This is a genomic window from Ruegeria discodermiae, from assembly GCF_030758345.1.
Lineage (GTDB): Bacteria > Pseudomonadota > Alphaproteobacteria > Rhodobacterales > Rhodobacteraceae > Ruegeria_C.
Map to the genome: position 1 here is coordinate 21,331 of NZ_JAVAMO010000007.1, position 17,108 is coordinate 38,438.

A 17,108-nucleotide genomic window follows, 5' to 3' on the forward strand; every position below is an offset into this window, starting at 1 on the left:
GCGATTTCTGCCCGAGGCTGCCCCATGATCTATAGCTTCAGCACTTACGAGCTCGATACCGAGAAATTCGAACTTCGCAAAAGTGGCGGTCTTGTGCCAATTGAACCGCAAGTCTTTACGTTGATCCAGTTTCTGGTCGAAAATCAGCATAGGATGGTGTCCAAATCTGAAATCGTGGAAGCGGTCTGGGATGGTCGAGCGATCTCGGACAGCGCCATCAGCAGCAGAATACGATCCGCCCGTAACGCTCTGAACGAAAGCGAGAACGCGAGCCAGTTCATCCAAACGATACACGGAAAAGGGCTTAGATTCGTCGCAGAGGTGCAGGAATTGGGTGACACTCGAAGCAGCTCTGGCGCTGTAGACCCTGTGCCGCAAGACGTCGTCACGACCGCCACTTCAGCACAGGTCAAGGACAGACCTTCGATCGCCGTATTGCCCTTTGAATGTCTCACGCCCAATTCCGAAGATGCCTTGTTCGCATCTGGACTGACCGAGGACGTGATCACGAACCTGTCGCGGTTTCGGGATCTGTTTGTCTTTTCGCGTGTGACCACAACTGCACTGGCGGGTGCAGGTCTCAGCGCCCAGGAAATTCATCATCGGCTCAAGGTAGATTTCATCATTGAAGGCAGTATTCGAAAGTCCGCAGAAAAAGTGCGTGTTACGTTTAAGTTGATAGACGCCACCTCAGACGACACTCTCCTCTCAGAGCGGCTCGAAGATACCTGCACACTACAGAATCTCTTCGACTTCCAGGACAAGATTTCGCTTCTGATTGCGGGGCGCATTGCAAATAGGCGGCACCTGCTTCGCTTGACTGAACAAGAGGACGCACGCCGCCTGTGCAGCACGGCAAAGTGGGGCACATATCGCTGGATCGCGCAGTACTACGAGTATATGCGGACCCGTGACAGTGTACTACATGCGTCGGTACGGGCCGGTCTCACGGACGCGTTGACAAATGATCCGAAATCAAGCGATGGCGCAGCGGCGCTGGCAGTGCTCCTACTGGATGAGTTTCGGTTTGGAACCAACAGTAGACCGGGTCATCCGGTCCTGGATGATGCCTACCACCATGCCAAGAGGGCAGTCGCAAACGATCTTTCAAATGCCTTTGCCCATCAGTCTTTGGCCATGGTGCAATACCATCGAGGCGAGTTTGACGAATTCCTCGCATCGTCCCAAAGGTCGCTCACACTAAACTCAGGGCGCGCCGATGCCTTGGCAGCGTTTGGTTGCCTTAACTATCTGGCAGGGTATTTCAGACGCGCCATGATCCAGCTCGATCAAGCGATCGATCTAAATCCGATGGAAAATGGCACTGCACGGCTCGTCCGCGCAGGCTGCCATTTCGTTGAAAACCGATACAGCGCAGCATTGCTTGATATTCGACAAACTGACCTGCCGGATTTGCCGTGGTACCACGCTTACAGCATTGCCATTAACTATGCGGCGGGAGACACCGAAACAGCGCTCGCACAAGCGCTATTGATGCAGGAGCAGTTCCCGGATTTTCTAACCCAAGCCGCAGCCATGAGAGACGTTCTGAAAATCTGCGACGAAGTACACGTAAAATTTGATGCTGTTTGGCAAGAGGTATTTGTAGCACTGGAGATGAGCCGCAAATAGTCTCGTTTCATGTCTTTCCAAAGAGGCCGTGCGTGAAAAAAGGACGGTTGCGACGATGATCCACGTCATCAGCCATTCCAATGGATTTGAAGGACTGCTCCCCAAGAAATCTGAGGCCAGTGGCCCTACTCGTGCGTGAGCAATCTCACGCCAAAGAAAGCTGCAACGAAATTGAAACTGGAAACTGGGGCCGCATGAGGCCAGAAAGCAATCGATGGTTTCTTCTGGAAGCTGATGGAAGGTTTGGTCTCATGTCGGAGCACATGTTCAGTCGTTGATGCAAAAGACCAATTTACTTGGCGTTGAGCACGAGAGAAAAGAGAATATTTATTGCCATTTCAAATTCTTAAGGAAGAAAATTTTACACGTGTTGTCCTGAGCGCGCCCCTTGGTGAAGTGATCGATTTGCCGATCAATGCAGCGAGTCCGTCGCGGTCGGGACCGTATATCTTTGATCATTGGCAAGAGGGACGCTTTGAATACTTCTACTCTTACGAAGACACTTGGGCTTGGAATTTCAGATTTCGCGTTGATGTTTACGGCAACGGCGAAGCACAGCATAGATTTTGGACTGCAGACAATCAAAATGACGCTATGCCGAGTGCTTCGGTATCACTCATCACCGCAGAGAACCACATTCTACACCGCTTTTCGACCGAGACCAGCTCTCAACCCAACAGACCTCACGTAGAAAGCCAGCGACAATCGGGGCCAATTGTTTGGTGGGAAAAGGCAACCCGACTGGGTTTTATCTTCCAAGTATTCCGTTGACCAAAAATGCGAACCTGTAACAAACGCTATCGAATGATGACCATTGTTAGGTTTTGTTCAGAGAAAGCAGGGATCGTGCTCATCATTGCGCCGGGCGTCTTGGCTGTGATCCAGCCAACAACGGCTCTTCGATCCAGGCTGGACAAGTTGCCGGAGACCGGAATGGGAGGAGACTATCGGAACGCCGCTTAGCATCCGTACCGCAGTTGTAGGCGGCGCAGCAATGGCAGCCCACGACAGCATCAATCTGATCGAAGGCTTTGGTCTTGAAGGAGAAGGCTATGCGACGGGCAAGGGCATGTACTCGGAGTTTCTAGATATCCTCGAAATCACTTTGATCGAGAACGAAACCCTTGTGGCCTTGGAGCGCGACCATGGGGTTGCCCTTCATGCCTATGAGCATGTGTTCACCGGAACGGGGATCATGTCAGATGCCGCACCAAGGGCGCGACCGCATCCGGATCGTATCCGCCACTGATCCGTAGCCGGTGACCACTTGCCAATTGCAATTCGATCAGTCCATCTGCATCGGGCATTGCCTCTGCCCGTGTAGGCTCTGCAACGTCAGTTTTCTGGATATCGCCTCTCTCAATGTTGACCTTCCAACAGAAGGTTCTGCGGGACTGAGTATATTGCTAACTTACTACCTCTATCGACTGGCTCGATGCCGCGAGTGTTGCGACATGCGATTTTAGTACTTCAACGAACTGGTCACGCGCCTCGTTTGGTTCTGAATGCCGCGGAAACAGGAGACCAAACGACATCCAACGTTCAGGTGTGATTGGGACCGTCTGAACGCGGGTCTTATCCACATCCGCCGCAACAAGTTCATCTGCGATTGTGACACCACCGCCATCTGCTACGAGAGCACATGCCAGCGATGAAGAAGCGACCTCGCAAGTTTGCTTTGGCAATATCCCTGCGGATCGAAACATATCATCCAGTTGATCGCGCAATAGCAATCCGTGCATGAGTCGGACAACGGGAACATCAGCCAGATCGTCAATGGAAATTTCCTTCAGATTGGCAAGTGGATGATCAATTGGTACGACGGCTTGCGCTCTTACGCGCAACAACAGTTCGGTTCGGATGTCGGGATGTTCGACGGGCAGAGCGCCAATACCCACATCATATTCTCGACCAGCCAACCACTTGCCAGCTTCTCTGCGGGCGCGCACATCGAGGCTGATATTGGTATCAGGGTTTGCCCTAACAAATTGACCGACAGCGGGGGACGCCAAGGCGCGCGCGATCCGTGGCATGGCGACGATCCGAAGGTTCTGGGTGCGGCCTGCACGAATCTCGGCGGCGATGCCGGGGATCTCATCCAGATTATCGAGAATACGGCCCGCTTCGCGATAAAATGCAAGACCCTCGGGTGTTGGGGTGAGGTTCCGACCGCTGCGATCAAAGAGGTCAAGCCGCAATTCACCTTCAAGGCCGGAAATCAAGCGGCTTACCGCCGGTTGCGAAAGGTGCAGTATGTTTGCTGCTGCTGCGAGTGATCCCTCAGACAGCGTAGCTCTGAATGCACGAAGCGCTTTGATGTTCATGTTCGTCACCGTCACTTACATGATTTGCAAGTAAACTAAACATCTTTGCATTTTTCGCAATCTCAACCATCTGCTAGGTGAGATCAGGAGAGAAACTAGGGAGGACTCTATGAAACGCAGAACACTTATTTCTGCCGCACTGGCAAGCATCGCCCTTGCGGCATCAGCCACAGCCAGCTTTGCGGCTGACTGGCCCAAACGCCCGATCAACCTGGTTGTGCCCTACAAGGCAGGCGGCGGCACTGATGCATATGCCCGCGCTATCTCAGCGGCAGCCGAAGGCATTTTGGATGTGCCGGTTGTTGTCGTGAACAAGCCCGGCTCGGGTGGCTTGAATGGGGCCAATTCTGTCGTTGGCGCACGGCCTGATGGCTACACGATGATGATGACCTCTGGTGGCTCATTCCTGCTGTCCACCATGACCCGCGACACGGACATTGATGCACTGGACAGCTTTGAGTTCGTTGCACAGGTCGGCCAATTGCAAACCTCACTGATGGTCCCGAAGAACAGCCCGTTCCAGTCTGTTCAAGACGTGATCGACGCAGCGAAGGCTGACCCCGGCTCGCTTCGTTGGGCGCATTCAGGCCGCGGTGGTTTCCACCATGTTGGTGGTCTGGGCTTTCTGGCCAATAACGGTATCGAAGCGCAGGATGTGCCGTTCAAAGGTGGCGGGCCAACCCGCGCCGCTCTGATCGGTGAACAAGCCGATTTCGGCTTCTTGGGCGTACAACAGCTGGCCGGGTTCGAAGATCAACTGCGCGCCCTGGCCGTCAACAGTCAAGAACGCGATGGCATCATGAAAGATGTACCTGCTTTTGGAGAGTTGGGCATTCCGTTTGCCGCAGTCTCCTCGCCGGTGATCGTGTTTGCTCCGAAGGGCACGCCTGCCGAGGTTGTCGCAGCAATGGAAGCTGCGCTTGAACAGATTGCGGCCAAGCCCGAGTTCGCCGAGCTGCTGGCGTCGCGCGGCACTGGCCCGGTCTATCAGAACGGCGCGGATGCCAAGGCAACGCTGATTTCTATGAAAGAGGACGCCACTCCTTTGATTGAAAGCTTGACCAACTAAGTCCTCATGGCCGGGGGATCGATGATCTCCCGGCTTCTTTCTGTCCACGCATTATTCAGGGAGGATGACATGCGCGCTTATGCCGAAGGTCTTGTGCTGGCCATCGTTTCACTTGCGGCCATCTGGGGCGCGTGGCAGGTGCCCGCTGCATCACCCGGCGACACCTGGGCCGGGATCGTGCCCTTTGCTGCCTCCGTCGCTCTTCTGGGCTTGTCGTGCCTCTTGTTGGTTGGTGCATCCCGTCAGACCGGAGATGTCGCTACAGCAAGCGGAGACAACAATGCCACTCCGCAGATTATCGCGCTGTTCATCATTGCGCTGATCTACCAACAGTCATTCCGCTGGTTTGGCTACTTGCTGCCCACGGCCATAGTGGCTCCCATCGTGCTTTACATGTTCGGTATGCGGAGCTGGATTGGCCTTGCGGTCTCCGTGGTCATCTGCCCGCTGGTCTTCCACCTCATCTTTTTTGTGCTGCTTGGTGTCTTCCCGCCCTATGGCGAAGTGTTTGACCTGCTTAGCTGGCTACAGGGGTAAGTCTCATGGAAATTTTTCCCGCCCTTCTTTCGGTCATCACCGACCCGATACTACTTTTTGCCATCGTTCTTGCCGCTGCCGTTGGCATGATCGTGGGCGCAACGCCGGGTCTGACGGCATCAGCTGCAATCGCGATGCTGCTGCCCATCACATTCTATATGTCACCGCTCTTTGCACTCGCCTTTCTTTATGTGATCGGAAAATCCGGGCGCTATGGCGGCTCTATTGCGGCGATCCTGTTCAATACGCCTGGCACTGCCGCGAGCGCCGCAACGCAGATTGACGGCTATCCACTGGCCCGCGCTGGTAAAGCGGGCAAGGCAATGAAAGTTGCCACAATCTCATCCGTGATCGGCGATCTCATGGGCGACGTTCTGTTGGTTGTTGGGGTGGGGTTCATCGCCGCAATTGCGCTGAAACTCGGACCGCCAGAAACCTTTGCCATCTACTTTGCGGCCTTTGTCGTGATTGGCTCGGTGATCGGAAAGTCCATCGTCAAAGGTCTGGCCTCCGCGCTCCTGGGTATTCTGGTGGCAATGGTAGGGCTCGATCCGATTTCCAGCGAAGAGCGCTACACGTTCGGCTCGTTTGATCTCTCCAACGGGATCGGCCTCGTACCGCTGATGATTGGTGTCTTTGTCTTGGGCGAAGTATTTGCGCAGGTTGAAGAACGGCGAAAAGCAACTGGCGAGACCAAGGAAAACGAAAGCTCCGCTGACGGCAATGATCTGACATGGGAAGAATACAAACCCTGTCTGCCCCATGCCGTGCGGGGCGGGTTCATCGGTGCCGGCATCGGTGTTCTGCCGGGTCTGGGGTCAGCTATTGCGGCGTTTATCTCCTATGGAGAAGGCAAGCGCCGCGCTAAAAACCCTGAACAATGGGGCAAGGGCGCATTGGAGGGCGTTGCAGCACCCGAAGCGGCGAACAACGCTGTATCCGGTCCTTCCATGGCTCCACTGCTGACATTGGGTATTCCAGGCTCGACGATTGGGGCGATCCTGTTGGGCGTGTTTCTGATCCACGGCATCCAAGTCGGGCCGACGCTGTTCCTGACCGACAAGGAACTTGTCTACAAGCTCTTTGCCTGCGGAATGCTGGGTATCATTGCCTATGGTCTGATCGGTTATTTCGGAGCCACGCAAGTCGCGCAACTGATCCTGAAAATCCCGACCAATGTGCTCTATCCGCTGATCTTCATGACAGCCTTTGTTGCGGCCTATTCGGCGCGCGGCTCCATGTTCGATGTGACGGTGATGACCTGTGCTGGTTTTATCGGCTGGCTGATGCGCAAATATGACTTCAACATCGCGGCCTTCGTGATCTCCTTTGTATTGGCCAAGGGCGCAGAAGAAACCTTCCGGCAATCGTTGCTGATGTCAGATGCCGGTGCGCTTATCTTTGTCGAGCGCCCGATCGCGCTCGCCTTCCTGATCCTTGGTGCCGGGGCGATTGCCTTCCGCATTCGCGGCATCATGAAAGAACGCAAACTGGCGCAGGGAGGGTTAGGTGATGCTTGAATGGCAGCTCATGCAAGGCAGCTTTTCCAGCACAGATATGCGCCGTATCTGGTCGGAATCTTCCACAATCTCCGCATGGATCAAAGTCGAACAAACCCTGGCGCGAGTGCAAAGAAATGTGGGTCTCGTACCGGACGAAGCGGTCGTTGCGCTGGACGGGTTTTGCATTGGAAAGCTCGATCAGGAGCGCTTGCGCCAGGACATGGGGCTTGTCGGGCGACCCATAGTGGGACTGGTCGGGCAGCTGCGCGAACACGTGGGCGAGGATCTCGCCAAGTTCGTCCATTTCAAAAGTACGACACAAGACATCATGGATACTGCGCTTGCGATGCAAATGAGGCTCGGTCTGGCGACCGTGTTGAGCGACCTCGATCAGCTCGTGTCCTCCCTGACGGGTCTGATCGAGGCGCACCCCAATACGCGAATGATCGGGCGTACCAACGGGCAACATGCGATCCCAATGCTGCTCCGGACCAAGTTTGAAGTCTGGCGCGCAGAGCTGTTGCGCCGTCGTGAGGTGATCACCGAGGCGGAAAGACGCGGGGCGTTGGTTCAGGTCGGCGGACCCTTGGGTGATCTGTCCAACTACGAAGACGGAAAAGGGGCTGAGGTAAAGGTTGGCATGGCAGAGGCGCTTGGGTTGAACGCAGCCGAACCACATTGGCAGAACGCACGTGATGGCGTTGCTGATATTGCCTCCGCACTCGGTGGGCTCTGTGCGTCGATCTGCAAGATCGCGCACAACATCAACCTGCTCTCATCCAGCGACATCGGGGAGATTTGCGAATGCCATGAAAACGGCAAGGGTGCGTCGTCCTCGATGCATCATAAGCGCAACCAGCGGGCCAGTGAATTTGCCGAAGCTGTTGCAAGGCTTGGGCGCCAAAGATCGGAGCAAATCGGGGAACTTACCTTGCACCAACATGAGCGCTCTGGCGGCGTTTGGGTTGGCGAGTGGCTTGTCATTCCAGAAGTGTTCTTGCTGTCTTCAGGAACTCTGTCCTGGGCAAAACGGATGCTGTCCGATTTGAGAATCGACAAAGACAGGATGGAACAGAATTTAATCTGAGAAGAGTGAGGAAACGATAACCGTCATTCGCGTTGTTATGGCGAACGTCAAAATTGTCCGCGTCTAAAATGTCGGATCAAGCGGCGGCGAAAGTGCGCTCTTGGTTCGAGAGAAATCGACCAACGCGAGTGACCGGATTGGCGACATGCGCTGCGTTGCAGAGATCGACCTGCCGCGCATGCGAACGGATGCTGCTTCAGCGAAGGCTCAAAATCGAATGTCGGGAAAGTCCGCACTGCCGCCGTTGAATACGTCGAGCGCGCTGGTGAACCTGACCGGAAACGTCAGATGACCGCTGTGAGCCCAGAACTACTTCATGCTCCCGTATTTTCGGTTCAAATACCTAATGGTCGGCACACCAAGATAGATCATCCAAAATAGCCAAATCCAGATCACAATATTTGCAACAAGAACATCGCGATTTGGGAATGCATTGGTTGCGAATATCAACAACAAAAAGAACGCGAAATGCGACACCAACAGGAAGACAAATGCCCGTACTGGGTTTCTCTCAAGCACTCCTTCGAAGTTAAGGAACAAGTCTTTCAACATTTCATGCTCCGGTCCTCCAACCAATCATGCATACCCTACACCAAATGTCAGAAAAGTCCGCACTGCCGCTGTTGAATACGTCGAGCGCGCTGGTGAACCTGACCGGAAGCGTCAGATGACCGCTGTGAGCCCATATTTACAACCGCCGCGCACCGCAGCGAATGTCAGCTTTCCTTGAAGCCTACTGAAAGAGAAGCTGGAACGGGTATCTGATATTCGTCGCCCTGCGCGAGTTCACAAACTTCAGCGCGCACCACTTCTTTGATCCGCTCGCGCGCGCTTTCAGGTTGCGAATTCAACATTGCAGTTGCGCGAACTGCACCCTTGTTAAAGGCGTCAAATACCTGGTCTGGACTAGAATGACGCCAAGTTTGAGCCGCTCCAACTGTTGAAACTCTTGTGAAGCCTGTCGGTTCCAGAATGGCTTTGACTTCCGCTGGATCAGCAAAGCGAAAGTATGGCGGAGCCGCAGGGAGTTTGATGTCTGAGACCCCGTGCTTTTCGATGGCGGCCAAGACAATCCCGAAGCCTTCACCTTCTGCCGGTGCAGCCCACACGGAGAATGCAAAAGCTCCACCTGGCCTCAAGACACGCCACGCTTCTTGAGCAGCTTTCTCTGGTTCCGGAAGATGGTTCATTCCAAATCCCATAACCACTGCATCGAATGCTTGATCATCAAATGGCAATTCTTGTGCGTCGCCCTGGACGAATTCGGTGCCGGGATATGTTTTTCGGGCCAGCTCAACTTGGGCGCTTGAGAAATCCAAACCGATGGGAACTGCCCCAATGCTCTTAGCCGCTGCCGTGACGTAGCCTGCACCGGTTGCTACATCAAGGACCTTCGAGCCATGCTTGACCTTCGCCAATCGGAGCATTGGGAGGGCAGATTGCGTCGACAGTGCTCCCCAATGATCATGGTAAGCTTCTGCTGCTTTTTCCCAACCATTCCATTCAAACGCAGTGAATGGTTCGATGTCTTTCGAAGAAAATGTCATTGGCACCGACACGAATACTCACTTTGCACACTAAAAGCAGACATTCGTTTCGGTCAAAGGAAAGTCGGCTTCGTCCGCAAACTGTGAGTTCGGCCTTGTCAAAACACTGCTCTTGCAGCGAATGGCCGCAAAGCGGGCTGCGACCGCAGAATTTCGAGGAGGCGCTCAAAGTCGGCTAAGGGCCGTCCTCCTTTGGGCACGACAATAATGTCAGTCTCCCGATGTGAGCCCTTCCTTCAACACAACCGCGACTCATTGGACTGCGGCGTTTCGAACCCAATTTGTTGCTTCAACCCGGGTGCGCGTTACGAAACCCAAGTGCTCGTAGAGTGCGATGGCCGATGTATTCGACGCGTAAGCATGTAGAAATGGAGTATTGCCTGCGTCGCGGATACGGTCACACATGCGGCGCACCAGCTCAGTGCCCATGCCGCGTCCGCGAAACGCAGGATCGACACATAGAGCGCTGATCTCGGTATAGCCTGGTAGCTTCAGACGCTGGCCCGCCATCGCGACAAGCGCGCCGTCCCGGAATGTGCCGATGAAATCACCCAAGCGGTTTGTTTGCGACCGAAACGGCCCCGGTTTGCAGAGTTTGGCCAGATCAAGCATCTGCGCTGCATTTGTTTGGCCCAGCTCACAGATTTCGAATGTATTTCGGGGCGGCATCGGTCGCTTGGCAATCATCTGGACACCGGTGACGGGATCCTCCCCCCAGCATTGTCGCGGACAAATCGGTGTTTTGGCTTCGATCGTTGTGACCGGCTCTTTCCTATGCGCAATAAGCGAAAGGAAGTCCTGGATCTGATGTCGGGCAAATCCTTGGCTGGCCGCAAAGGGGCTCATCTCGCGCGGCAATGCGCGCGCTGTACCCGTGCACTCTGCGAAGTGGGAGAGGTTTGTGCTGAGCGAATGCCAGATTGGGCGATCAAGCATCTCGGTTTGGCAGGTGATTATCTGGTGCTGTGCCATCGTTTCAAATCCTATCAGGAGCGAAATGGAAGTGCGGGCCGAGCTTTTGGTCCGCGGGAAAGGCCCGGGCTTAGAATTCTGCTTTGCGGGGTTGCCGGGCGTTCCTGCGCACAAGCCTTGGAAACAAGAAGGGAACGTTTCTTTGATAGGCCGCGTAGCGGGCACCAAACATGCGCAGCAAAGCGCGTTCTTCGAAATAGAGGCCGACGAAGATGTAGGCGGTCATCGACCCTGCAAAGAGCAGGTGACCAACCGTCAGTTGAGGCGTTGAGAAAAGCAGAATAATGATCCCAAGCTGCATGGGGTGGCGGACGATCCGGTAGAGCGCGGGTGTTTTGAACTCGGGCGTCGGCATCGGGGTGCCGCGCAGATGTGTCCAGCTCTGACGCAGGCCAAAGAGCTCAAAATGATCGATCAGGAAGGTGGACCAGAGTACAATCGCCGCGCCCAGTGCAAATGTTGCGAAAGGCACGATCTGCGAGGGCCCCGCGAGGGACCAGAGCGTCATGTCCATGGGTTGCCACAGCCACATCGCGAGCGCAAGACAGAGGCTCGACTGAACTACATATGTGCTGCGCTCGGCAGCCCGGGGCAGAATGGCGTAGAGTTTTTCTTTCATCCAGTCTCTTGCCAGCAGACTGTGCAAAAGGCCGAAGAAGGCGATCAGAGCTACGTTGACAACGCTGGCTCCGAAGAGGCCACCGGGGGCGGCAAGGCCGGGATCGTTGATGGCTTTTGGCACCAAAAGTTGCAGGAGAAAGGCCGCCATATAGCCAAAGACTGCCAGAAAAAGCACGTAGGCAAAAACGCCGTAAAGGAAGATTGCAAGCCGTTGCATTTTGGGTCCTCTCAAAGGGGTGATCTGTGTGCATCAGCCTTAGAAAGATCCCGATCTTGCTGCTTGATCCGAAATTGATGACTGCGTGATGATTTCGTGAAGTCAAAAGCTAAGAGGCTCGCAAAACAGTCCGAGCCTGTAAAAAAACAACCCTATTTCATGGCTCGTCAGCAGAACCTTTGGGCAGCGGCTATATCCCGTATTTGCCCAGCACTTGCAGAGCCACCGTTTGAAAGTCCGGGTTGCGGAAGGGCAGAGCGCTGAACAGATACCCGCCGTCTATGCCGGGATAGCGTTCGAGCGCCCGAGAGGCCCATCTTTGCGCTGCATCGCCATGGCCGGCCAGATCGTTGGCAATCACGGCGACCAGATCCATAATAACCAATGCGTTTGGCGCGTTTGCCGATTTGTTGGCCCATAGCGCGGCATCGGAATATGCACCCTGGTTCAGGTAGCCCAGGGCGCGGATACCGTGGAACCCGTAGATCAATGGGTCCATCGGGCTGAGCAATGTGGCTTGTTCCGAGGCGCCCTCGAAATCGATGTCGGTATCCGACAACACACCCAGAAGCCCTTTGGAATAGTACCCTTGGGCGAAGTTCGGATTTATCTCGATGGATCGCGACACCCAATCGAGCCCTGGTTCCAAATCCCCGGTCAGCCAGCAGGCCCTGCCGCGGACAAAGTTCGCGAAATGGTCAAACTCATCCAGTTCCAGACTGCGTTCGGCTGCCGCAATGGCGATCTTTGTCGACTGTGCCGTGTCGGTCCCCTCATATACATTGAAGGCGCTTTGGAAATGAGCGAAGGACAGCGCCGCGTGCGCTTTTGCAAAGGCTGGGTCCAGAGAAATTGCGCGATCAAACAGGGAAATTGCGCGCGCATTGCTCGATTGCGTGAAGCGGTACATATGGACCAAACCGACATGAAACGACGACCAGGCATCAAGGCTTTCGGTTGCGGCTGATTGCAGAAAACGCGCCTCGTGCCGGGATATGCGCATTTCGATCGAGGCCATGGTGCCGCGAACAATCTTTGCGCGCAGGTCGTGAACATCATCCACGGACCCCTCGAACTGATCGACCCACACAATGCTGTTTCGCAACAGATCGACAAGTTCGACCGTAATCATCAGCCGATCCGCCAAACGTTCAATGGTTCCTGTCAGGCAGTATTTGACGCCCAGTTGTTCTGTGACCTCATTCAAGGGGCGGTCTTTGAATTGGAATGCAGTGGCTCTGGCGATCACACGCAGCCAATGAAGACGGGAAAGTGCCTGGATGACGTCATGCGCAATGGCCACTGACATGATCAGATCGCCATTTGTTTCCCCGACCAGGTCAAAAGGCAAGACGGCGACACCGGGCAATTGGTGTGTTTGCTGCCCTTGCAGCGTCGAAAGCGGGGGGTCTCGCGGCGTTGCGGGCTTTGAGGCTACCTCGGTCACATCTGCCACAAATCGGTAGCCTTTGCCGCGGAGCGTCTTGATGAAATTCTGGTTTTTTCCGTCATCTCCAAGCGCGCGGCGGAGCTGTTTGAGGGATTGAGAGATCGACGCATCCGAAACAAATACACCCGGCCAGACGGCTTCAAGCACCTGGTCCTTGCTGACGGCGCGGTGGTGGTTTTCGACAAGAAAAAGCAGCAGATCGAAGGTCTTGGGCTCTAACGCTACCAACGCATCGTTAGACCGCAGCTCAACCCGTGCCTTGCTGAGCGTAAACTTGTCGAACCTGTATTCCATAAGGCAAGGTTAACGCTCCGGTGATGCTGCGGAAAGTGGCAAAAATCAGGTCAAGGGACTGCATCGATTGCATTTCTGTGGCCCCTGGTAATTTCTGCCGCCGCCTGAACGCGCGCAATCCTCAGCAACTCCTCACACCACCATCAAGCAGAGGATGCGCTTTTGACGCGAGGATCGAAGCATGCGCGAACCGACCGGCCGCGCGGCCGGTGTGACAGTTCCGCCAGGACTCAGATCGTTGCAAAGGACATTGCCATGCCATCACCCACCCCACAAAGCCCTCTGGGCGAACATGAAGCGCCTGTAGCGCAGACGCACCAGCGCCCCTCTCCACTCTGCGATGCCGAACCTTCGCGGAGCCACCCGGTCTTGGCCCTTCATAGTTCCGGATCGGGCGCAAAGCAGTGGCGCTATCTGCAAGACGCCCTTGGGCAGAGGCGTAACATCTTGTTCCCACAACTTGCCGAAACCGAGATGGTCGCGCGGGGTTGGACAATGGAAGACTACCGGCTGGAAATCGAAGCCGAACCGTTGGTCAAACACCTGCACCGCCTCGGGCGTCCGGCACATCTGATTGGCCACTCTTTTGGGGGTGGCGTTGCATTGCATATCGCACAGAGACACCCGGAACATGTTGCGTCCCTGTGCCTCTATGAACCGACGGCTTTTCATGTTCTGCGCCCGGGCAAGGCCGCCGACCGCAGCTTGTTTCAGGATCTCGAGATCCTCGGAATTTCTGTACAGGACGCCGTTGACAGAGGGTTGCCAGAATTTGGCGCGCAGTTGGTAACTGAGTTCTGGGGCGGCCTTGGCGCGTGGGAGGCGCTTTCGCCCCAGCGTCGCGAAGCATTGGCAAAATGGGCCCCCAAAGCGCCTTTGGACTGCGGCGCGCTGCTTTATGAAGAGCGCCGGATACCTGTGCCCGAGGACATCCCCTTTACCCTGATTTACGGGGCCGAAACCCATATGCACACACGCCGGATTGTCGAAGTGCTAGCCGGCGAAACAAAGCAGGCCCGCGTTGTGGTTCATTCAGGGGCGAACCATTTTGGGCCGATCCTGTGTCGCGAACAGACTGCCCAGTTGATAGGGCACCATATCGAACGTGCCGAACACAGAACAACCGCATGATTGAGCCGCTCCAGCTCTTTTCAGCGCGACGGCCAATACCCTGAGGCGGGTCGCCAGCGACGATCAAACGGCTTTGACACCCTCTATCCCCGAAACCCGTGCCGGTTGGAAAACCGCGCACGGGTTTTGCTATTGGACCCATCGCATTGGCAGGGCAGCAAAATCATCCCGACTCTGCTTGCTTAGACCAGTAAATCATCGGGTGCATCAATCGCCGCATTCACCCACTTATCGGGGCCGCGTCCGAAACGCTCACACAGCGATCAAGATATCATCAACATACCCTCCGACAGCCCTCAAGCAGCTGCCTGCTCGCGCGTCTAGATCTGCAATCAGCGCCGGAATGGTCCGGCCAGATCAACTGCCCCGGTGTGGGCGAGACAGGAGACAAGACAATGCCCATTCGAAATTATCCTTGGTGGAACTGGGGCGAGACTTTTTATGGAACCAACTCGGAAGATGTTCTTTTTGGAACGTCTTACAATGACACCCTCTATGGTTTTGGTGGCGACGATTACCTTTCGGGCGGTACCGGGAACGATACGCTTTCGGGCGGGTTGGGTGACGACACGCTGGTTGGCGGCAGAGGGAATGACAGGCTCTATGGCGGAGCAGGCGCTGATGAGATGCATGGTGGCATCGGCAGCGACTGGGTCGACTATACCGGGGCGGTGGGCGACGCATATGGCAACGGCCTTGTCATCAACCTTGCAACCGGTGCAGGTGGTCGCGGCGATGCCGAGGGGGACACATATTTCAGTATCGAGAACGTGGTTGGCTCGTCTTTGGGCGACAGGATCTACGGCAATGCTGCGAACAACTATCTCTACGGAGCAGACGGGAACGATGTGTTCTTTGGCAGTCTGGGCGCGGACACGCTGGATGGCGGTGAGGGGGACAAGGATCAGGTCAGCTATTTTGCCTCGACCGCAGGCGTGAATGTGGACCTCTACTCTGGTCTTGGCCATGGCGGTCATGCGGCAGGCGACACGCTTTACAACATCGAGAATGTTATGGGGTCGCAATATTCAGACCAGCTATTTGGAGATGACGGAGACAACTACTTCGACTCTTTCGGTGGCAACGACCAGCTCCGCGGTTATGGCGGGGACGACCTGCTTTCGGGCGGTGACGGCGCAGACAGCCTTTATGGTGGCGATGGTCTGGATGAACTTTATGCTGGCGACGGTGACGATTGGATGGTCGGCGGCGCTGGCGGAGACCACTTCGATGGCGGTCGTGGGTCTGATTGGGTGTCCTACAGGGATGACGGCAATGGCGTTGCAACTGCCAATATGACCGGCGTTTCCGTCAATCTGGCCGACGGTATCGGAGGCCGCGGACATGCCTGGGGGGATACGTATCGCGATGTCGAAAACGTCGAGGGGACTGACAACACGGACTTCATGTTCGGAAATGAGGCCGACAACATCCTCAAAAGCTGGGGCGGGGATGATGTTCTGAAGGGCGGCGATGGTAACGACATGCTGATTGCGGGTGCCGGGGATGACCGACTGTTCGGAGGCGCGAGTGCTGACAGCATGTATGGCGGCAACGGCAGCGATCACTTTGTGTTCAAAGAGGCCTCTGAGTCCACTGCCGATACTTTCGACACCATCGTCGATTGGGACCATCAGTGGTCTTGGGGCAAGGGCCGCGAATACGATAAGATTGACCTGTCAGCCATTGATGCCAACGATCAGATCGCAGGCAATCAGGCGCTAGAATGGATTGACAAGGCTGCCTTTTCCGAGGTGGGCCAGATCCAGCAACTGCACGGGGGCGCGACAACCTGGATCCGCGTGAACCTCGACACTGACTTCACCGATGCCGAGATGGTGATCAAGGTCGATCAAGCCGTCGACTTTCACGATTGGGACTTCATCGTTTGATCCTTTCGTGAGTGGGGCTGGCCGCAGGCTAGCCCCAAATATGACCAACAATATCAGCGGGTTTTCGACCGGGCGGATAAGATGGCCCGCGCGACCTTGGAAAATCTATCTGTGACTCAGCGAGCACAGCGTTCTGGATACCGGTTTCGTCGCCCATGTCGGAGACAAGATGGCAGTGATCTGCCAGCTGGGCATCGAAAGCGTTCCAAAGGCCCCACATGCCACCTAGGTCCAATTCTAGGCTCGAGCAACCGACCAACAGTTGGCGTGCCAAGACCCCTCTGGGGCAGGGGTCACTTCTCCACCGCCAACGGTGCCACTACAGAAGACATCGTTCGGTAGTACCTCGCAAATCGCATCGCCGAATGTCCGAAAAGCAGCCTGCGAGCTTAGTTTTGATGATTGTGGGCCGACGGCAGGATTGGGCCGGAGATACTTGCCCAATATCCGCATTGCACTCATGAACCGCTTCAATGCTCACGACACCGCCGAACTCACTCGTGTGGCATAACATCAGCGGGGAAAGGGGCCTTCACGCTTCACGTGCGAGCTACGCAACCACGCCGCTTTTCCGGGTATTTGTTGGCCGAGGGGTTGGTCTGCACTGCAAAACTGCATGACGCTTAGGCGGCTATACGGGAAGGCAAAGGCCAGCAACTCTGGCAAATTTGCAGAAGGTCAACATGAAGCGGAGATGCCAACACGACAATACCCAATTGCCCAACGGCAAATCATTTTGAAGCAATTCCCACGAAAGGATAAACCATTGAAGAAAATATCAACTGTAAATCGTAGCATTGTGGCGGCAACTGTTCTGGTGACGCTATTTGCGA

The 17,108-nt window shown here is 55.4% G+C and carries 14 protein-coding genes; 9 read left to right on the forward strand and 5 right to left on the reverse strand.

Going from position 1 to position 17,108, the window contains the following annotated elements; translation table 11 throughout:
- The first annotated feature begins 24 nt into the window (after positions 1 to 24).
- The 3 genes from Q5Y75_RS16020 (at position 25) to Q5Y75_RS16030 (ending at position 2,881) form a co-directional block, all read left to right on the forward strand.
- A complete protein-coding gene (locus tag Q5Y75_RS16020) occupies positions 25 to 1,632 on the forward strand; it encodes a winged helix-turn-helix domain-containing tetratricopeptide repeat protein (RefSeq protein WP_306199262.1) in 1,608 nt (535 codons plus the stop codon).
- 330 nt (positions 1,633 to 1,962) lie between these two features.
- The gene (locus tag Q5Y75_RS16025; protein ID WP_306199264.1) at positions 1,963 to 2,403 is read left to right on the forward strand and encodes a hypothetical protein; all 441 of its coding nucleotides are present in this window, start codon (positions 1,963 to 1,965) and stop codon (positions 2,401 to 2,403) included.
- Between the two features lie 223 nt (positions 2,404 to 2,626).
- Positions 2,627 to 2,881 carry a hypothetical protein gene (locus Q5Y75_RS16030; RefSeq protein ID WP_306199266.1) on the forward strand — a complete coding sequence of 85 codons (255 nt, stop codon included), beginning with the start codon at positions 2,627 to 2,629 and terminating at the stop codon, positions 2,879 to 2,881.
- 157 nt (positions 2,882 to 3,038) lie between these two features.
- On the opposite strand, the gene Q5Y75_RS16035 is transcribed toward Q5Y75_RS16030, so the two are convergent.
- Positions 3,039 to 3,956: a LysR family transcriptional regulator gene (locus Q5Y75_RS16035; RefSeq protein ID WP_306199268.1), complete on the reverse strand. Its 918-nt coding sequence runs from the start codon at positions 3,954 to 3,956 to the stop codon at positions 3,039 to 3,041.
- Positions 3,957 to 4,065: 109 nt separating this feature from the next.
- On the opposite strand from Q5Y75_RS16035, the gene Q5Y75_RS16040 reads away from it, so the two are divergent.
- From Q5Y75_RS16040 to Q5Y75_RS16055, 4 genes are all read left to right on the forward strand, one after another.
- Positions 4,066 to 5,025 (forward strand): tripartite tricarboxylate transporter substrate binding protein, encoded by a 960-nt coding sequence (locus Q5Y75_RS16040; RefSeq protein WP_306199270.1) that lies wholly within the window; start codon positions 4,066 to 4,068, stop codon positions 5,023 to 5,025.
- Between the two features lie 69 nt (positions 5,026 to 5,094).
- Complete coding sequence (locus tag Q5Y75_RS16045; protein WP_306199272.1) at positions 5,095 to 5,562, forward strand: tripartite tricarboxylate transporter TctB family protein; 468 nt, start codon at positions 5,095 to 5,097, stop codon at positions 5,560 to 5,562.
- 5 nt (positions 5,563 to 5,567) lie between these two features.
- Positions 5,568 to 7,082, forward strand: coding sequence for a tripartite tricarboxylate transporter permease (locus tag Q5Y75_RS16050; RefSeq protein WP_306199274.1), 1,515 nt, complete (start codon positions 5,568 to 5,570; stop codon positions 7,080 to 7,082).
- Positions 7,075 to 8,151 (forward strand): lyase family protein, encoded by a 1,077-nt coding sequence (locus Q5Y75_RS16055; RefSeq protein WP_306199276.1) that lies wholly within the window; start codon positions 7,075 to 7,077, stop codon positions 8,149 to 8,151. Before Q5Y75_RS16050 ends, Q5Y75_RS16055 begins: the two co-directional genes overlap by 8 nt.
- A gap of 716 nt (positions 8,152 to 8,867) precedes the next feature.
- Here Q5Y75_RS16055 and Q5Y75_RS16060 read toward each other — a convergent pair.
- The 4 genes from Q5Y75_RS16060 to Q5Y75_RS16075 all read right to left on the reverse strand — a co-directional run bounded on the left by Q5Y75_RS16060 (position 8,868) and on the right by Q5Y75_RS16075 (position 13,252).
- The gene (locus Q5Y75_RS16060; protein ID WP_306199278.1) at positions 8,868 to 9,710 is read right to left on the reverse strand and encodes a class I SAM-dependent methyltransferase; all 843 of its coding nucleotides are present in this window, start codon (positions 9,708 to 9,710) and stop codon (positions 8,868 to 8,870) included.
- Between the two features lie 240 nt (positions 9,711 to 9,950).
- Entirely contained in the window at positions 9,951 to 10,310 is a 360-nt protein-coding gene (locus Q5Y75_RS16065; protein ID WP_306199280.1) for a GNAT family N-acetyltransferase, read from the reverse strand.
- Between the two features lie 430 nt (positions 10,311 to 10,740).
- On the reverse strand, positions 10,741 to 11,508 hold the full coding sequence (locus tag Q5Y75_RS16070; RefSeq protein ID WP_306199282.1) for a methyltransferase family protein: 768 nt from the start codon (positions 11,506 to 11,508) through the stop codon (positions 10,741 to 10,743).
- Between the two features lie 190 nt (positions 11,509 to 11,698).
- Entirely contained in the window at positions 11,699 to 13,252 is a 1,554-nt protein-coding gene (locus Q5Y75_RS16075; RefSeq protein ID WP_306199283.1) for a winged helix-turn-helix domain-containing tetratricopeptide repeat protein, read from the reverse strand.
- Between the two features lie 255 nt (positions 13,253 to 13,507).
- On the opposite strand from Q5Y75_RS16075, the gene Q5Y75_RS16080 reads away from it, so the two are divergent.
- The gene (locus Q5Y75_RS16080) at positions 13,508 to 14,383 is read left to right on the forward strand and encodes an alpha/beta fold hydrolase (RefSeq protein WP_306199285.1); all 876 of its coding nucleotides are present in this window, start codon (positions 13,508 to 13,510) and stop codon (positions 14,381 to 14,383) included.
- A 395-nt stretch (positions 14,384 to 14,778) separates the two neighbouring features.
- On the forward strand, positions 14,779 to 16,275 hold the full coding sequence (locus tag Q5Y75_RS16085; RefSeq protein ID WP_306199287.1) for a calcium-binding protein: 1,497 nt from the start codon (positions 14,779 to 14,781) through the stop codon (positions 16,273 to 16,275).
- Positions 16,276 to 17,108 lie beyond the last annotated feature (833 nt).

Coding starts and splice junctions, on each gene's coding strand:
- Q5Y75_RS16020 (WP_306199262.1), top strand. CDS start 25: ATGATCTATAGCTTCAGCACTTACGAGCTCGATACCGAGAAATTCGAA.
- Q5Y75_RS16030 (WP_306199266.1), top strand. CDS start 2,627: ATGGCAGCCCACGACAGCATCAATCTGATCGAAGGCTTTGGTCTTGAA.
- Q5Y75_RS16035 (WP_306199268.1), bottom strand. CDS start 3,956: ATGAACATCAAAGCGCTTCGTGCATTCAGAGCTACGCTGTCTGAGGGA.
- Q5Y75_RS16040 (WP_306199270.1), top strand. CDS start 4,066: ATGAAACGCAGAACACTTATTTCTGCCGCACTGGCAAGCATCGCCCTT.
- Q5Y75_RS16045 (WP_306199272.1), top strand. CDS start 5,095: ATGCGCGCTTATGCCGAAGGTCTTGTGCTGGCCATCGTTTCACTTGCG.
- Q5Y75_RS16050 (WP_306199274.1), top strand. CDS start 5,568: ATGGAAATTTTTCCCGCCCTTCTTTCGGTCATCACCGACCCGATACTA.
- Q5Y75_RS16055 (WP_306199276.1), top strand. CDS start 7,075: ATGCTTGAATGGCAGCTCATGCAAGGCAGCTTTTCCAGCACAGATATG.
- Q5Y75_RS16065 (WP_306199280.1), bottom strand. CDS start 10,310: ATGCTTGATCTGGCCAAACTCTGCAAACCGGGGCCGTTTCGGTCGCAA.
- Q5Y75_RS16070 (WP_306199282.1), bottom strand. CDS start 11,508: ATGCAACGGCTTGCAATCTTCCTTTACGGCGTTTTTGCCTACGTGCTT.
- Q5Y75_RS16075 (WP_306199283.1), bottom strand. CDS start 13,252: ATGGAATACAGGTTCGACAAGTTTACGCTCAGCAAGGCACGGGTTGAG.
- Q5Y75_RS16080 (WP_306199285.1), top strand. CDS start 13,508: ATGCCATCACCCACCCCACAAAGCCCTCTGGGCGAACATGAAGCGCCT.
- Q5Y75_RS16085 (WP_306199287.1), top strand. CDS start 14,779: ATGCCCATTCGAAATTATCCTTGGTGGAACTGGGGCGAGACTTTTTAT.